The 14,051-nt window shown below is 75.2% G+C and carries 14 protein-coding genes; 6 read left to right on the top strand and 8 right to left on the bottom strand.

What is annotated here, in order from left to right:
* Positions 1-42: 42 nt before the first annotated feature.
* Entirely contained in the window at positions 43-516 is a 474-nt protein-coding gene (locus ACFU5G_RS24240; RefSeq protein ID WP_377250557.1) for a hypothetical protein, read from the bottom strand.
* 100 nt (positions 517-616) lie between these two features.
* Here ACFU5G_RS24240 and ACFU5G_RS24235 point away from each other — a divergent pair, with 100 nt between their 5' ends.
* From ACFU5G_RS24235 to chrA, 4 genes are all read left to right on the top strand, one after another.
* Complete coding sequence (locus ACFU5G_RS24235; RefSeq protein WP_377250555.1) at positions 617-1,672, top strand: FUSC family protein; 1,056 nt, start codon at positions 617-619, stop codon at positions 1,670-1,672.
* Positions 1,673-1,944: 272 nt separating this feature from the next.
* Positions 1,945-3,060: a LacI family DNA-binding transcriptional regulator gene (locus ACFU5G_RS24230; RefSeq protein WP_377250553.1), complete on the top strand. Its 1,116-nt coding sequence runs from the start codon at positions 1,945-1,947 to the stop codon at positions 3,058-3,060.
* A 71-nt stretch (positions 3,061-3,131) separates the two neighbouring features.
* Entirely contained in the window at positions 3,132-3,554 is a 423-nt protein-coding gene (locus tag ACFU5G_RS24225) for a hypothetical protein (RefSeq protein ID WP_377250551.1), read from the top strand.
* 73 nt (positions 3,555-3,627) lie between these two features.
* On the top strand, positions 3,628-4,884 hold the full coding sequence (gene chrA, locus ACFU5G_RS24220; protein WP_377250549.1) for a chromate efflux transporter: 1,257 nt from the start codon (positions 3,628-3,630) through the stop codon (positions 4,882-4,884).
* A gap of 56 nt (positions 4,885-4,940) precedes the next feature.
* Here chrA and ACFU5G_RS24215 read toward each other — a convergent pair whose 3' ends face one another.
* Entirely contained in the window at positions 4,941-5,744 is an 804-nt protein-coding gene (locus tag ACFU5G_RS24215; RefSeq protein ID WP_377250547.1) for an SDR family NAD(P)-dependent oxidoreductase, read from the bottom strand.
* Positions 5,745-6,062: 318 nt separating this feature from the next.
* On the opposite strand from ACFU5G_RS24215, the gene ACFU5G_RS24210 reads away from it, so the two are divergent.
* On the top strand, positions 6,063-6,848 hold the full coding sequence (locus ACFU5G_RS24210) for a TetR/AcrR family transcriptional regulator (protein WP_377250545.1): 786 nt from the start codon (positions 6,063-6,065) through the stop codon (positions 6,846-6,848).
* A 40-nt stretch (positions 6,849-6,888) separates the two neighbouring features.
* On the opposite strand, the gene ACFU5G_RS24205 is transcribed toward ACFU5G_RS24210, so the two are convergent.
* The 4 genes from ACFU5G_RS24205 to ACFU5G_RS24190 form a co-directional block, all read right to left on the bottom strand.
* A complete protein-coding gene (locus tag ACFU5G_RS24205) occupies positions 6,889-7,785 on the bottom strand; it encodes an alpha/beta fold hydrolase (protein ID WP_377250542.1) in 897 nt (298 codons plus the stop codon).
* Entirely contained in the window at positions 7,782-8,462 is a 681-nt protein-coding gene (locus ACFU5G_RS24200) for a TetR/AcrR family transcriptional regulator (RefSeq protein WP_377250540.1), read from the bottom strand. Before ACFU5G_RS24200 ends, ACFU5G_RS24205 begins: the two co-directional genes overlap by 4 nt.
* 58 nt (positions 8,463-8,520) lie before the next feature.
* Positions 8,521-9,417 carry an NADP-dependent oxidoreductase gene (locus ACFU5G_RS24195; RefSeq protein WP_377250537.1) on the bottom strand — a complete coding sequence of 299 codons (897 nt, stop codon included), beginning with the start codon at positions 9,415-9,417 and terminating at the stop codon, positions 8,521-8,523.
* Between the two features lie 79 nt (positions 9,418-9,496).
* Positions 9,497-10,723 carry a YibE/F family protein gene (locus ACFU5G_RS24190; protein WP_377250535.1) on the bottom strand — a complete coding sequence of 409 codons (1,227 nt, stop codon included), beginning with the start codon at positions 10,721-10,723 and terminating at the stop codon, positions 9,497-9,499.
* A gap of 231 nt (positions 10,724-10,954) precedes the next feature.
* Here ACFU5G_RS24190 and ACFU5G_RS24185 point away from each other — a divergent pair, with 231 nt between their 5' ends.
* Complete coding sequence (locus ACFU5G_RS24185; RefSeq protein ID WP_377250533.1) at positions 10,955-11,536, top strand: hypothetical protein; 582 nt, start codon at positions 10,955-10,957, stop codon at positions 11,534-11,536.
* A 125-nt stretch (positions 11,537-11,661) separates the two neighbouring features.
* On the opposite strand, the gene ACFU5G_RS24180 is transcribed toward ACFU5G_RS24185, so the two are convergent.
* Together ACFU5G_RS24180 and ACFU5G_RS24175 are read right to left on the bottom strand one after the other, a co-directional pair.
* Positions 11,662-12,780 (bottom strand): hypothetical protein, encoded by a 1,119-nt coding sequence (locus ACFU5G_RS24180; RefSeq protein WP_377250531.1) that lies wholly within the window; start codon positions 12,778-12,780, stop codon positions 11,662-11,664.
* Positions 12,781-13,089: 309 nt separating this feature from the next.
* Entirely contained in the window at positions 13,090-13,491 is a 402-nt protein-coding gene (locus tag ACFU5G_RS24175) for a hypothetical protein (RefSeq protein ID WP_377250529.1), read from the bottom strand.
* Between the last annotated feature and the right edge of the window lie 560 nt (positions 13,492-14,051).

Below are 14,051 nucleotides of genomic sequence, written 5' to 3'. Positions count from 1 at the left end.
GACCCGGCCGGGACCGCGCGGCCGACGCATGAGCGCCGCCGCTCACCCTTGACGTCCCCGCGCGCCCGGCTCCAGGCTCGCGCGGACGCCCGGGTGCAGCATCAGCGTGACCCCGGCCAGCACGAGCAGCACGTGCAGCGCCCGGACCACGGGAATGACCGGCGAGGTGTCGCCGCCCAGCGCCGCGGACCAGGAGACGCCGTCGGCCAGGGCGGCGGCCAGGGGCAGCAGCATCGAGCCCAGGCCCACGACGCCGAGCCCGAGCAGCAGTGCCCACCACGCCCATCTTCGGCCCCGGGCCAGGTTCCAGGCGCAGGCCAGCGCGGCGGCGAAGATCAGCCCGCGCACCCCGGCCTGGCCCACGACGGCGCCGTCGGCCCCCTGCTGGGCGACGATCGAGGAGACGGCGACGAGGGTCTCGGCGATGCCCGCCAGGACGGCGAGCGCGAAGGCGCCGGCCGCAGCGGTGCGCAGCGACGGTGCTGTGAGCAAGGTGGGTGATGCGGGTTCGGCCATGTGTCCATCCTGGTCAGAGCGACACGGGTCGACCATGCGGTTGTCCTCCCGATCCACGTGGGGTTTTCCCCACCCCGTCGCGTGGGAAGATGCAAAGGTCATGAGTTCGCGCCCCCTGCTCCCCCACCTGCGCCGGATGGTGCACGTGGGGCCGTACGGCGGGGAGCTCCCCGTGGCACTACGGGCGGCGGCGTCCGTGGCCGTGCCGATGCTGGTCCTGTGGGCCACGGGGCACCTGGAGTGGTCGCTGTACGCGACGTTCGGCGCGTTCACCAGCCTGTTCGGCCGCACCGTGCCCATCCGCCCGCGCCTGGTAACGCAGGTCCAGGCCGGCACCGTCCTGGTGGCGTCCGTGCTGGTCGGCACGCTGCTCGCCGTCCTGGGCTCCGCCGTCCCGGGCACCGGCTGGCTGGTGGTGCCCGTCGCCGCGCTCTGGGCCACCGGCGTCGCGATCCTGTCCCACCGGCTGCGCTGGCACCCGCCCGGGCCGCTGTTCCCCGTGTTCGCGCTGGGCGCCTGCTCGTCGGTGCCCGCCGGTCCCGAGCAGCTCCCGGTCGCGCTGGCCGTGGCGGTCGCCGCCGTCCTGTTCGCACTCGTGCTGACGGCGTGCTTCGCGCGGTTCGAGCCGGGCGGCCCGGGGGCCACGCCCGGCCCCGCAGCCACCGCAGCGCCGGCCCCGACGCCCGGCCCCGAGTGGACCCTGTCGCACTACCTGGTGCGGTACGCCGCCGGTGTCGCCGTGGCGGGCGCGATCGCCACGGCGATCGGGCACCCCTACTGGGCCATGGTGGCCGCGGTCGTGCCGATGTCGGCGCCCGACGCCTCCGGGCGGCTCCTGCGCGCGGCCCAGCGCCTGGCGGGCACGCTCGTGGGCGTGCTCATCGCGTGGGCGCTGCTGGCCGCGGCGCCGCCGCCGCTCGTGGTCATCGCGGTCGCCGCGCTGCTGCAGGCCGGCGCCGAGCTCTACGTCGGCCGCAACTACGCGCTCGCGATGCTCTTCATCACGCCGCTGGCCCTGTCGATGACGCACCTGGCGCACCCCGTGCCGGTATCCGGCCTGGTCAGCGACCGTGCCCTGGACACCTTCGTGGGGGTCGCGGTGGCCGTGGTGATCACCCTGCTCACGCACGAGCGACGCCAGGACGCCGAGGGCTGACGCCGGCCCCGCACGACCCCCGCCGTCGGACCGCCGTCCGACCGCCGTCGGACCACGCGAAAAGGCCGACAGAACCGGTCGGACCGACGTAAGATCACGCGATCAATCCCTCGTCCAGGATGATTCTCGCCTGGCAAGGGGTGAACTTGGCGCAGGTCCACCCCGGCCGCTTGACGCACATGTAGATCGATCAATAACGTGGTATTTGCCGACAGTTAATGTGAATTAGGGCCCGGTGTTCGGCCCCTTGCAGAACACCAGAGGAGCTACCGATGAGTCCACGACGACGTGCCACACAGGTAGACATCGCCCGCGCGGCCGGCGTCTCGCAAGCGACGGTATCCCTGGTGATCAGTGGCGGCCACGGGAGCGAGCAGGTGGCCGAGCACACCCGCACCGCAGTGCTCGACGCCGCCACGCGGCTCGGCTACTCGGTCAACACCGCGGCGCGCAGCCTCAAGGGCGGGCGCAACCACATCCTCGGCCTGTACACGTTCGAGTCGGTCTTCCCCACCGACCAGCGCGACTTCTACTACCCGTTCCTGCTCGGCGTCGAGCGGGCCACCGCCGAGGTCGGGTACGACCTGCTGCTGTTCAGCTCCGTCACCCCCGGCCCGCGCCGCATCTACTCCGACGGCATCAACCGGCTCAAGGTCGCCGACGGCTGCGTGCTGCTGGGCCGGCAGGTCGACCACGCGGACATCGCCGAGCTGGTCCGCGACGACTTCCCCTTCGTGTTCGTCGGACGCCGTGAGCTGCCCGGCATCGAGCTGTCCTACGTGGCCCCGGACTACGGGACCGCGACCCGCGACCTCGTGCTCCGCCTGACCGGCCTGGGCCACCGCCGCCTGGCCTACCTCCGGCCCGACGACGACCAGGAGCCCACCCGGGACCGCGAGGCCGGATTCCGGGCGGGCGTGGCCGACGCCGGGCTGCCGGACCAGCCGGTCCATGCCCTGCCCGTCGGTTCGTCGCCGCCCGTCGAGCAGGTCCTCGACCTGCTGGGCGAACCGCTGACGACGCTGCTGGCCACCTGGCGCGCCGACGGCGTGACCGCCCTCCTGGTGGACCCCGGCGAGAACGACCGGACGATCGCCGTGCTGGAGCAGGTCGCCTCCCGCGCCGGGGTGCGCATCCCCGGGGACCTCTCCGTCGCCGTGCTCGGCGAGCCGTCCCCGCCGCTGTCCGCCCGGGGCGCCGACGCCGCGCTCGTGAGCACCCGGGACTGGACCCGCTTCACGCTCCCGCGCGAGGGCCTGGGCCGCGCCGCCGTCCACCTCCTGCTCGACCTGCTCGACGACGGCGGCCCCGCGCGACAGCTCACGATCCCGTGCACGCCCCTCGAGGGCGACACGGTGGGCCCGCCCCCGGTGGGTGCCGGGAGCTGAACGGGCCGCGGGACCGCCCGAAGCGCAGGAGGGCGCACCCCGTCGTCACCCAGGGATGCGAGACTGCGCGCATGCGTGACGACGAGTGGGCGCGGCAGCGCGCCGAGGCGGTCCGCGTGCAGGCCGACCGGCTCGCGGCGCGGCAGGACGCCGAGCATGCCCGCGCCGAGGCGATGCTGCACGAGTTCGCCGCCGCCGCGGACGCCGCCGGCCTCCAACCCGAGGACCTCGTGGTCCAGGGCTACGGCGGCCGCGGCACGGCCCGCACCGGGCTGCGCGGCTGGTACCTGCGCGTCGACCGCAGCGCCGGCGTCAGCACGTCCGGCGACTTCTACGTGCTCACCGCACCCCTGGGCCTGCTCGAACGCGTGCGCGGCGTGCGGCCCGAGGCACGCCGTCCGCCCCTGACGCTCGGCGCGGGCGGCAAGGACGGCGAGTCCATGCCACTGGCCGACGTCCTGGACCGCCTGCTGCCGGGCTGGCGCGCGCGCTGACGGGCGCCGTCGCCCGACCTCTCGGCGCGGCATCCCGGCCGCCAGCCCCGTCGACGCACCCGGAAGGTCCACGTTGCCCGCGTCCCGCTCCCCCGTTCCCGCCCCGGCAGGCCCGGCCGGCCCGGGAACCGTCGGCGAGGTGTTCGTCGCGTTCCTGCGCCTCGGCCTGACGTCGTTCGGCGGGCCGGTGGCCCACCTCGGCTACTTCCGTGAGGCGTTCGTGGTGCGCCTGGGGTGGCTCGGCGACCGCGCCTACGCCGACGTCGTGGCGCTGTGCCAGTTCCTGCCCGGGCCGGCGTCCAGCCAGGTGGGCATGGCGATCGGACTGCAGCGCGCGGGCGTGCGCGGGCTGCTGGCGGCCTGGGCCGGGTTCACGCTGCCCTCCGCGGTGCTCATGGTCGCCTTCGCCTACGGCGTCACCGCGTTCGGGGACGACGCCGGGGCCGGATGGATCGGCGGCCTCAAGGCGGCGGCCGTCGCCGTCGTCGCGCAGGCCGTGCTCGGCATGACCCGCACCCTCACGCCGGACGCGCGCCGCGCGACCATCGCCGCCGGCGCCGCGATCACCACGCTCCTGCTCCCCACGGTCGCCGGGTTCCCCGTGGCGCTGGGCCAGGTCGGGGTGATCGCCCTGGCGGGCGTGGCCGGGCTCGCCTGGCTCGGCTCCCTGTCCGACGACGGCGCCGCCGAACCGTTCACCGTCCGCGTCGGCCGGGGCGCCGCGGTGACCTGCCTGGTCGTGTTCGGCGCGCTGCTCGTGGCGCTGCCCCTGCTGGCCGCCGCGACCGACGGCGGCGTGGCCCGGCTCGTCGACGTCTTCTACCGCGCCGGGTCGCTCGTGTTCGGCGGCGGGCACGTGGTGCTGCCGCTGCTCCAGGCCGAGCTGGTGCCGTCCGGGCTGGTGGGGCACGACCAGTTCCTGGCGGGGTACGGGGCGGCGCAGGCCGTGCCGGGCCCGCTGTTCACGTTCGCCGCCTACCTCGGCGCGATCACGACGTCCGGCCCGTCCGGCCTGGCGGGCGCCGCGATCGCGCTCGTCGCGATCTTCCTGCCGTCGGCCCTGCTCGTCGTGGGCGGGCTGCCGTTCTGGGAGCGGCTGCGCGGCGCGCCCCGCGCCCGGCGGGCCCTGGCAGGCGTGAACGCCGGCGTCGTCGGGCTGCTGGCCGCCGCGCTCTACGACCCGGTGTTCACGCAGGGCGTGCTGGGCGCGTCCAGCCCGGTCGTGGCGCTGGCGCTCGCGATCGCGGCGTTCGTCGCGCTGACCCGGTGGTCGGCGCCGCCGTGGGCGGTCGTGCTCGTCGCGGGGGTGCTGGGGTGGGCGCTGCTGTGACGCGGGTGCCGTGTGAGGCGGGTGCCGCGGCGAGGTGGGGGCCGCGTGAGGCAGGGTCAGCCCGCTGACCGGCCCAGGTCCTCCCAGCGGCGCCAGGCCGTGATGCGCTCCTGGGTGATCGGCAGCACGGCGTCGACGGCGAGGTCGCCGACCAGGATCCGCAGCGGCGGCTCGTCGGCGTCGACCACGGCGAGGACCACGCGGGCGACGTCCGCCGGGGACGACGAGCCCGGCGGGTGCCAGGCGGCCGCGCGCAGCGCGTCGTACGCCGGGAGCTCCACGGCGCGCACCGCCGAGCCGCCGCGCCACTCGGTGTCCACGGGTCCCGGCTCCACGAGCGTCACGTGGATGCCGAACGCCGCGACCTCCTGGGCCAGCGACTCCGACAGCCCTTCGAGCGCCCACTTCGAGGCGCTGTACCCGCCGAGCCCCGGCCAGGCCGCGACCCCGCTGGAGCTGGACACCTGGACGATGTGCCCGGCGCCCTGGGCGCGGAGCACTGGGAGCGCCGCCTGGGTCACGTGCAGCACGCCGAAGAGGTTGACGTCGAGCTGCGCGCGCAGCTGCTCGGGCGTGATCTCCTCGACCGTGCCGAACAGCCCGTAGCCCGCGTTGTTCACGACGACGTCGAGGCGGCCCAGCTCCTGCGCCGCCGTCCGGAGGGCCGCCCGGGCCTGGTCCGGGTCGGTCACGTCGAGCCGCAGCGGCAGGACGGCGTCGCCGTGCTCGGCCACGAGGTCGTCGAGGGCGGCCAGGTCGCGGGCGGTGGCCGCCACGCGGTCGCCGCGCTCCAGGGCGGCCGTGGCCACGGCACGCCCGAGCCCGCGGCTCGCGCCGGTGACGAACCAGGTGCGGGTCATCGGGTGCCTCCCGCGACGGCGGGCAGCGCTGCGTGTGGCCCAGGGTCAGCCTTCATGGGCGCCATCGTGCCAGGTCGGCGGGTGACCTGTTGGCGAGGTCGCGCGTCGTCGTCGCCGGCGTTACCGCTGGCCGACTTCCGAGGTTCTGTTCGAGCCACGATGCTGCAACGTTTCAAGCCCGTTCCTACGGGCAGGAGTTCGCGGTCTGAACAGAACCTCAGGAGCGAACGGTGAAGCACGCCGCGACATGCGCATCACGAACCAGCTCGCGATGCCCGCATCAGACATTCGGCCGCGACGGAGCACTAGGCTCACGGCATGCCCGTGGACGACGTCGACACCCGGCCCGCGACGACGCGGCCCCTGACGCGCCGCGAGCGCCTCCGCCGGCAGACGGTCGACGAGATCGTGGAGCGGGCGCTGGAGCTCGTCGACACGGGCGGCGCGCACGGGCTGTCGATCGCCTCGGTGAGCAAGGCGATGGGCATGACGCCGCCGGCGCTGTACCACTACTTCGCCTCGCGGGAGGCGCTGCTCGACGCCCTGGTCCTGGCCGGGTACACCGACCTCGGCACCGCCGTGGAGGCCGCGGCGGACGCGGCGTCGGACCGCCCCGCCGCCGACCAGGTGGCCGCGATCGCGCACGCGTGGCGCCGCTGGGCGCTGGAGCACCCGCGCCGGTACGCGATGCTCTTCACGGGCAGCCGGCGCGAGGCGGTGGACCCCCTGGAGCATGTGGGCCCGATCAGCCGGAGCATGCTCGCCCTGGTCAGGGCGATCCAGGACCTGGTGCCGGAGGACGGGGCCAGGTCGGCTGGCGGCGTGGGCGCGGCCGGTGCCAGGCCAGACGGCGACGCGCGTGCGGCTGACACGGAGCTTGGCTCGGACCCGGGCCTGGACTCGGAGCTGTCCCGGTGGGGCCGGTCGCTCGGCGCCTCGGCGCGGACGGCGCCGGGTGCCCTCCGGCTCGCCCTGTCGACCTGGTACCGCGTGCACGGGCTCGTGTCGCTGGAGCTGGTGGGCGGGTTCGACACGATGGGCCTCGACGGCGGCAGCCTGCTCGCCGCCGAGGTCCGCAGCCTGGTCCAGGAGGCCGCCCGCTGAGGACCGGCGCGGCCCCGGACCGCCGCGGCGCCCGCCCGCCTCAGCGCCCCGGCCCCGGCGCCTCCGCGTGCTCGGTCAGGAACTCCCGGACCAGCGCCGCGACCCGCTCCGGCTGGTCCAGCGTGGACACGTGGCCGGCGTCGGGCAGCACCTCCAGCCGCGCGCCCGGCGCCGCGGCCGCCGCGGCGTCGAGCTCCGGCTGGAGCACCAGCGGGTCCGCGGAGCCCCGCACCCAGAGCGTCGGCACCGCCATCCGGTGCAGCTCCGGGAGGAAGTTCGTGCGCATCGCCCACGGGCCGAACGCGAGCGCCTGCCAGTCGTCGAGCGCGGGCTCGCCGTGCCGGTGCTTCTGTTCCGCCTCGCGCTGCGCGAGCTCGACGGCGCGCTCGATGCCCGGCGTCCCGGCGCCGTGCTGCAGGTTGTCCACGAACGACCGGCGTACCGCGCGGGGCGACCGGGCCAGCCACGCGGTCGTGGCGCGGAACAGGCCGGGCGTACGCGTGGACAGCCAGGTGAGGGACTGTGCCGGACGCCGCGCGCCCAGCCCGCCCGGGGCCAGCAGCACCGCGGCGCTGACCCGCTCCGGGTGGTCGAGTGCGGTGCCGATCGAGATGCCGCCGCCCATGGACAGGCCCACGAGCGCGGTCCGCTCGATGCCGAGCTGGTCGAGCAGCCCGATCACGACCCGCTGCAGCAGCGCCTGGTCCACCCGGCCCGGCCAGGGGCGGCTGCCGCCGTGCCTCGGCAGGTCGATCGCCAGTACCCGGAAGTGCTCGGCGAGCGCGGGCGCCACGTGCATCCAGTCGAGCTCGGCGGTGTCGAGCATCGCGCCGTGCAGCAGCAGCACGGGCGGTGCGTCGGCCCGGCCGCTGGTGTAGAGGCGGACGGGGCCGCCCGCCACGGTCAGGTCGCGCACCTCGTCGAACGTCGCGGTCATCGCTCCTCCTCGTCATGGATCGTCCCGGCCGCGTCCCGGCCGCTCACGTCGGCGCCACCCGCGCTGTCACCACCGTCGCCCGCTCCCCCGACGTCGATCCCCACGCGTACCAGCTCCGCGACCACCCCGAGCGCGGCGCGAAGCTGCTCGGAGGTCAGCGGTCCGATCAGCGCAGACGCCGACAGCAGCCCGATCGTCACGCTCGACAGCGCGAGCGAGACCGCCTCCGGGTCGACGTCGGCGCGCACCTGCCCGGCGGCCCGCAGCTCCTCGATGTGCGCCGTGATCCAGCGGAACCGGGCGCGGTACCGGTCCGGGCCGACGGCGCGCACGTGGTCGCCGAGCACGGCGCGGTCGTCGAGCATCGCGGCGGACATCAGCGGGTCGTCCAGCAGCGCCTCGACCCCTGCCCGGTACAGCGCGCTGAGCGGCACCGGGCGCGGCAGGTGCGCCGTCAGCGCGTCCACGCGGACCCCGAGCCGGGCGGTCGAGCGCTGCAGGACGGCGTCGAGCAGCTCGTGCTTGCCCGCGAACTCGCGGTAGACGCCGCCCTTGCTCACGCCCGCGGCGTCGGCCACGGACTGGACGGACATGGCGTCGAAACCGCGGTCGAGGACGAGGTGTTCGGCGACGTCGAGCAGGGTCTCCCGGCGGTCCGGGATGGTCGGTCTGGGCATGCGCACCTCCGTAGTGACCCAAAGTACCGTATGGGTCACTACGGAGGAACCGGTGCCGTCAGGGCACGAGCACGACCTTGCCGCCGGAGCGTCCGCCGTCGACCAGGCCCTGGGCCCGCGCCGCCTCCGCGAGCGGCAGCACGTGCGCGACCGGCACCGCCACCTCGCCGCGGACGACGGCGCCGATCAGGTCGGCGAGCTCCTCGGCCGACGGCTCGGACCGCTCGGTGAACTCGACACCCAGCCCGTGGGCCGCGTCGTCGGCGAGGGTCAGCACGCGGTCGGTGCCGCCCCGCAGCTCGATGCTGTCCGGGAGGACGCCGCGCCCGGTGGTGTCGAGCACGGCGTCGACCGCGGGGGCGAGCGCTCGGACGCGGTCCACCAGCCCCAGGCCGTAGGTCGTGGGTGTGGCGCCCAGGGCCGCGACCCGGTCCTGGTTGTCGGACGACGCCGTGCCGATCACGCGCACGCCCGCCGCCACCGCGAGCCGGGTCACCAGCGAGCCGATCACGCCGCTGGCTCCGTGCACCAGCAGCGTCTCGCCCGCCGCCGGACGCAGGATGCGCAGCGAGCGCCGCGCGGCCTCGCCGGCCACGGGCAGCGCGGCCGCCTGCGTGGCGGCGAACCCGTCGGGCACGGGGGCCCACAGCTTCAGCACGGCGAGCTCCGCCGCGCCACGGCTGGTCCAGCCGGTGACGCGGTCGCCAGGGGCGACCCCGGCGACGTCGGGCCCCACCTGGTCGACGACGCCGGCCGCCTCCAGGCCGGGCGACCCCGGCAGGCGCGTGCGGAACGCCGATTCCATGGCACCCGAGCGGACCTTGCCGTCGAAGGCGTTGAGGCCCACCGCCTCGACCCGCACCCGGACCTGCCCGGATCCGGCCTGGGGCTCCGGGGCCTGGCCGAGGTGCAGCACCTCGGGCCCGCCGAACTCGTCGAAAACTACTGCGCGCATGGTGCGTCCTCTCTGTCCAGGACAGTCTCCGCCACGACGCGGCGAGCCGGGGCGGCCCTCGCTCTCCGGAGCAGGCGGCTCAGTTTCCCGGGGTCCGCGCCTCGGCCGCCCACGCCTCCGAGACCGGCGCCATCAGCTCCGGGTCCGACGACGGCTCGAGGCCCGGGCCGCCCGCCGGTTCCGTCGTCGGCCCCGGGACGGTGAGCGTCGCGATGGCGGTGGTGACCGGGATGGCGAGCACCAGGCCGATGGAGCCGACGAGGGTACGCACCACCTCCTCGGCGATCTCGCCCGAGGTCAGGGCCGTGGCCGGCGACTGGTCGACGAGCCAGACCATCATCAGCAGCGGCAGGGCGGCGCCCACGTACGCGAAGGCGATCGTGTAGACGGTCGAGGCGATGTGGTCGCGCCCGATCCGCATGGCGCTCGTGAACAGCTCGGCCCGGGTGGCCGTCGGGGCTACGCCGCGCAGCTCCCACACGGCCGAGGCCTGCGTGATCGTGACGTCGTTGAGCACACCCATCCCGGCGAGCACGATGCCGCACAGCGCGATCCCCCGCAGGTCCGCGCCGGGCGCGCTGGACGGCAGGAAGGCCGAGGCCTCGTCGGTGGTGCCGGTGATCTGGGCGGCGCGCGAGGCCCAGGCCGCGATGCCCGCCGTCAGCGCCAGGCCGACGAGCGTGCCGAGCAGGGCGGTCGACGTCCTCGCCGACAACCCGTGCGCCAGGTACAGGGTGACGAACATGATCAGGGAGGACGTCACCAGCGCCACGCCGAACGCGTTCTGCCCGGCCAGCAGGGCCGGCATCGTGAACCCCAGGAGCACCACGAACGCGAGCCCCAGCCCGGCCATGGCCGCCAGTCCCCGCCAGCGCGCGACGAGCAGCACCACCAGCGCGTAGGCGACCGCCAGCAGGGCGATGGGCAGCTCGCGCTGAAAGTCCAGGAACACGAGCGGGTCGATGCCGGGCTGGGAGACCTGTGAGATGTCGACGGCGGTGATGCGGTCGCCCGGTGAGAGCGGCACCGACGGCCCGGGCGACTGCATCCGGGAGGCGGTGCCGTCCGCGAGCTCGACCGGGACGGCGCCCGTGGCCGGGTCCGCGGGACCGGACACCGTGACGTCGACGAACGACGTCCCCTCCGCTCGCGCCGGGACCCGGTCGGGCACGTCACCTCCGGCGGGCCACAGCAGCCAGAGCCCGGCCAGCGTCGCGAGCAGCGCCGACACCAGGATCATGACCAGGAAGAACGTGGTCTTCGGCGCGGCAGGACCCGCCGAACCGTGCGAGGAAGCGTGCGCCATGCGGACATACTGGCCCACCATTGCGCCGCGGGCGCGGTGAGGGAAACGTTCGTCCGGCGACCGCACCGAGGCGGCGACGTCATGACCAATATCCACGCATTTCGCTATTGGGCGTCAACTCAAGACAGAGTCTGCGAATCGACCGCTCCGGACCGTATTGCGACAAGGTGAATTCTGGTGTGACATGGACAGCGATTCCCTGTCGAGAACTCACACCCGGGCGGTCTTTTCTTGCGGACATCAGCGAAGGTCACTCTCGGGGCGCTGGCCGCCCTTGTCCTGCTCGTCGCCGTCGCCGTCGGGAGCTGGTCGATCCGCGGAGCACAGGTGGACAGGGCCGACCAGGCCGCCGCCGCAGCGATCTCCGCCGCCGACGACGTCCGGATCGGAGTGCCGACCGTGGTGTCCGCGGAGACCCTCGAAAGGGTCTCGGCCGACCATTACCCGCTGTACTGGGCCGGGGAGATTCCCGACACGCAGATCGAGCTGACGCTAACCGCCGACAGCGGGACTTTCGTCCGTTATCTCCCGGCCGACGCAAAGGCGGGCGACTCTGACAAATACCTCACCGTCGCCACCTATGACGCCATCACCGGATACGAGGGTCTGAAGTCCGCGGACAAGGATGTCGCGAAGGTCGAGCAGAGCAAGAGCGGCGCGGTGATCGCCGTGTTCGACGACCGTCCGCTCTCGACATACTTCTCGTTCCAGAACGCCACTTTCCAGGTCGAGGTGTTCTCGCCCGAGAAGAACGAGTCGAAGAAGCTGACCGACGACGGCACGATCAGTCTCGTCGGCGGAGAGACCCGTTGACCTGGTACCGGCGAGCCGGGCGCACCACCCTGACCGTCGGTGCGACGGCAGTGCTGCTCCTGGCCGGCGAGCAGGTCGCCGCCGATGCGGCGACCGGGCCGGACAACCCCTGGGAGGGGCAGCAGCTACCCGGTCTGGGCGGCCCGGTCTTCGGCGACGCCGACGCCGGGACGGGCGAACCCGGCGATGCGGGCGCCACCGGGCCGGTCGGCCCGCAGGGCGCCACGGGTGCGCAGGGGGCCATGGGCCCGAGCGGATCGGCGGGGCCCGCGGGCGAGGCGGGCGAGCAGGGCGCGCCGGGCGTTGAGGGGCCGCCAGGTCCGCAGGGCGCCGACGGCGCGGTTGGCCCGCAGGGTGGGGACGGAGCGCGGGGCGAGGCGGGACAGCGGGGCGAGACCGGGGCGCAGGGCGCCCGGGGTGCCGACGGGCTTGACGGCGCGGACGGGAGTGACGGGGCTGACGGGAGCGACGGGGCTGACGGGAGCGACGGGGCGCAGGGTCCTGCGGGACCGCAGGGCGCCGTCGGACCGCAGGGCGCTACGGGAGCCGAGGGCGCAGACGGCGCCCAGGGAGCCGACGGGCCGCAGGGGGCCGACGGTGCGCAGGGCTCGGACGGCGCAGATGGAGCCGACGGCGCCGACGGTCCGCAGGGCGCGACCGGCCCCCAAGGTGCCGAAGGAGAGCAGGGAGCGACGGGGCCTCAAGGCGCGGACGGCGCCCAGGGCACGACCGGTGCGCAGGGCGCCGACGGTGCAGACGGCGCCGACGGATCTGATGGTGCCGACGGCCCGCAAGGTCCGACTGGGCCTCAGGGCGCACAAGGCGAGACAGGTGCACAAGGAGCAGACGGCACGGCGGGCGCCCAGGGCGCTGCCGGCCCACAGGGACCCGCGGGACCCCAGGGCGCGGACGGAGCGGACGGCGCTCAAGGTGCAGACGGGGCAGACGGAGCCGATGGCGCCCAGGGCGAGGCTGGCCCGCAAGGCGCGGACGGTGCGGATGGTGCGGATGGTGCGCAAGGTGCCGACGGCCCGCAGGGCGCGGACGGCCCGCAGGGCCCCGCCGGACCGCAAGGCGCAGCGGGCGCAGACGGGACCGACGGCGAAGACGGAGCTGAAGGCGCGGATGGTCCGCAGGGCCCCGCCGGACCGCAGGGCGCGGCGGGAGCCGACGGAGCGCAAGGCGCGACTGGCGCGCAGGGCGCGACCGGCGCGCCAGGCGCGGACGGCTCCGTTGGCCCGCAAGGTTTGGCTGGACCCCAGGGCGTACAGGGAGCAGATGGTGAGGCGGGTGCCCAAGGACCTGCTGGTCCGCAAGGGCCCGCCGGACCACAGGGCACAGCCGGCGCCGACGGGGCCGACGGCGCGCAGGGCGCGACTGGCGCGCAGGGCCCGGACGGATCAGACGGAGCGCAAGGCGCGACCGGCGCAGACGGCGCTGACGGAGCACAGGGCGCGGACGGCTCGCAGGGCGCCACGGGCGCGCAGGGCGCGACCGGCTCAGACGGACCGCAGGGTCCCTCCGGCCCGCAGGGTGCAGCGGGCGCGGACGGATCAGATGGTGCACAAGGTGCAGACGGCCCGCAGGGTGCGGACGGAGCGCAGGGTGCCGATGGCGCGGACGGAGCGCAGGGCGCGACCGGCGCCCAAGGTGCAGACGGGCCGCAAGGGCCTGTCGGACCCCAGGGCGCTGAAGGCACAGCTGGCGCGCAGGGCGCAGACGGCGCTCAGGGCACCGACGGTGCGCAGGGCGCGACGGGTGCGCAGGGCGCAGACGGACCACAGGGACCGGCCGGGCCACAGGGCGCCGTCGGACCACAAGGAGCGACCGGCGCCCAAGGGGCGGGTGGAGCCGACGGGGCTGACGGCCCACAGGGCGCGACCGGCGCACAGGGTGCCGAAGGCGCGCAAGGAGCCCAGGGCGCGGACGGCACTCAGGGTGCTGATGGATCCCAAGGCCCCACTGGACCGCAAGGTGCCGACGGCGCGACCGGACCCGGCGGCGTCCAGGGCCCGGCCGGCCCACAGGGACCGCAGGGCGACACCGGCCCGGAGGGCGAGGCCGGCCCTCAAGGCACACAGGGCGCCACCGGCGCAGACGGTGTGCAGGGGGCCGACGGACCGCAGGGCGCGACCGGTTCCCAAGGCGCGGACGGATCAGACGGGGCGGACGGCGCACAGGGGCCTACCGGACCCCAGGGAACACAAGGCGACACCGGTGCACAGGGCGAGGACGGCGCAGACGGAGCCGAAGGCTCCCAGGGCGCGACGGGGGCACAGGGCGCCGACGGCGCGACCGGATCGCAGGGCGCCGACGGAGCCCAGGGATCCACCGGTCCGCAGGGTGCCGACGGCGCAACCGGAGCACAAGGCGCGGACGGAGCCCAGGGATCCACCGGTCCGCAAGGCGCCGACGGAGCTGACGGCGACGACGGCCCGCAAGGCCCCACCGGACCTCAAGGGGCGCAAGGCGACACGGGTGCACAAGGCGCAACCGGCGCCCAAGGGTCCGACGC

The organism is Promicromonospora sp. NPDC057488 (assembly GCF_042802395.1).
GTDB lineage: Bacteria > Actinomycetota > Actinomycetes > Actinomycetales > Cellulomonadaceae > Promicromonospora.
The sequence above is the reverse complement of the archived record's forward strand: the minus strand, read 5'-3'. Positions and strand labels throughout refer to the sequence as shown.

Coding starts and splice junctions, on each gene's coding strand:
- ACFU5G_RS24210 (WP_377250545.1), top strand. CDS start 6,063: ATGCCCGTGGACGACGTCGACACCCGGCCCGCGACGACGCGGCCCCTG.
- ACFU5G_RS24195 (WP_377250537.1), bottom strand. CDS start 9,417: ATGCGCGCAGTAGTTTTCGACGAGTTCGGCGGGCCCGAGGTGCTGCAC.
- ACFU5G_RS24215 (WP_377250547.1), bottom strand. CDS start 5,744: ATGACCCGCACCTGGTTCGTCACCGGCGCGAGCCGCGGGCTCGGGCGT.
- ACFU5G_RS24240 (WP_377250557.1), bottom strand. CDS start 516: ATGGCCGAACCCGCATCACCCACCTTGCTCACAGCACCGTCGCTGCGC.
- ACFU5G_RS24235 (WP_377250555.1), top strand. CDS start 617: ATGAGTTCGCGCCCCCTGCTCCCCCACCTGCGCCGGATGGTGCACGTG.
- ACFU5G_RS24205 (WP_377250542.1), bottom strand. CDS start 7,785: ATGACCGCGACGTTCGACGAGGTGCGCGACCTGACCGTGGCGGGCGGC.
- ACFU5G_RS24190 (WP_377250535.1), bottom strand. CDS start 10,723: ATGGCGCACGCTTCCTCGCACGGTTCGGCGGGTCCTGCCGCGCCGAAG.
- ACFU5G_RS24225 (WP_377250551.1), top strand. CDS start 3,132: ATGCGTGACGACGAGTGGGCGCGGCAGCGCGCCGAGGCGGTCCGCGTG.
- ACFU5G_RS24230 (WP_377250553.1), top strand. CDS start 1,945: ATGAGTCCACGACGACGTGCCACACAGGTAGACATCGCCCGCGCGGCC.
- ACFU5G_RS24200 (WP_377250540.1), bottom strand. CDS start 8,462: ATGCCCAGACCGACCATCCCGGACCGCCGGGAGACCCTGCTCGACGTC.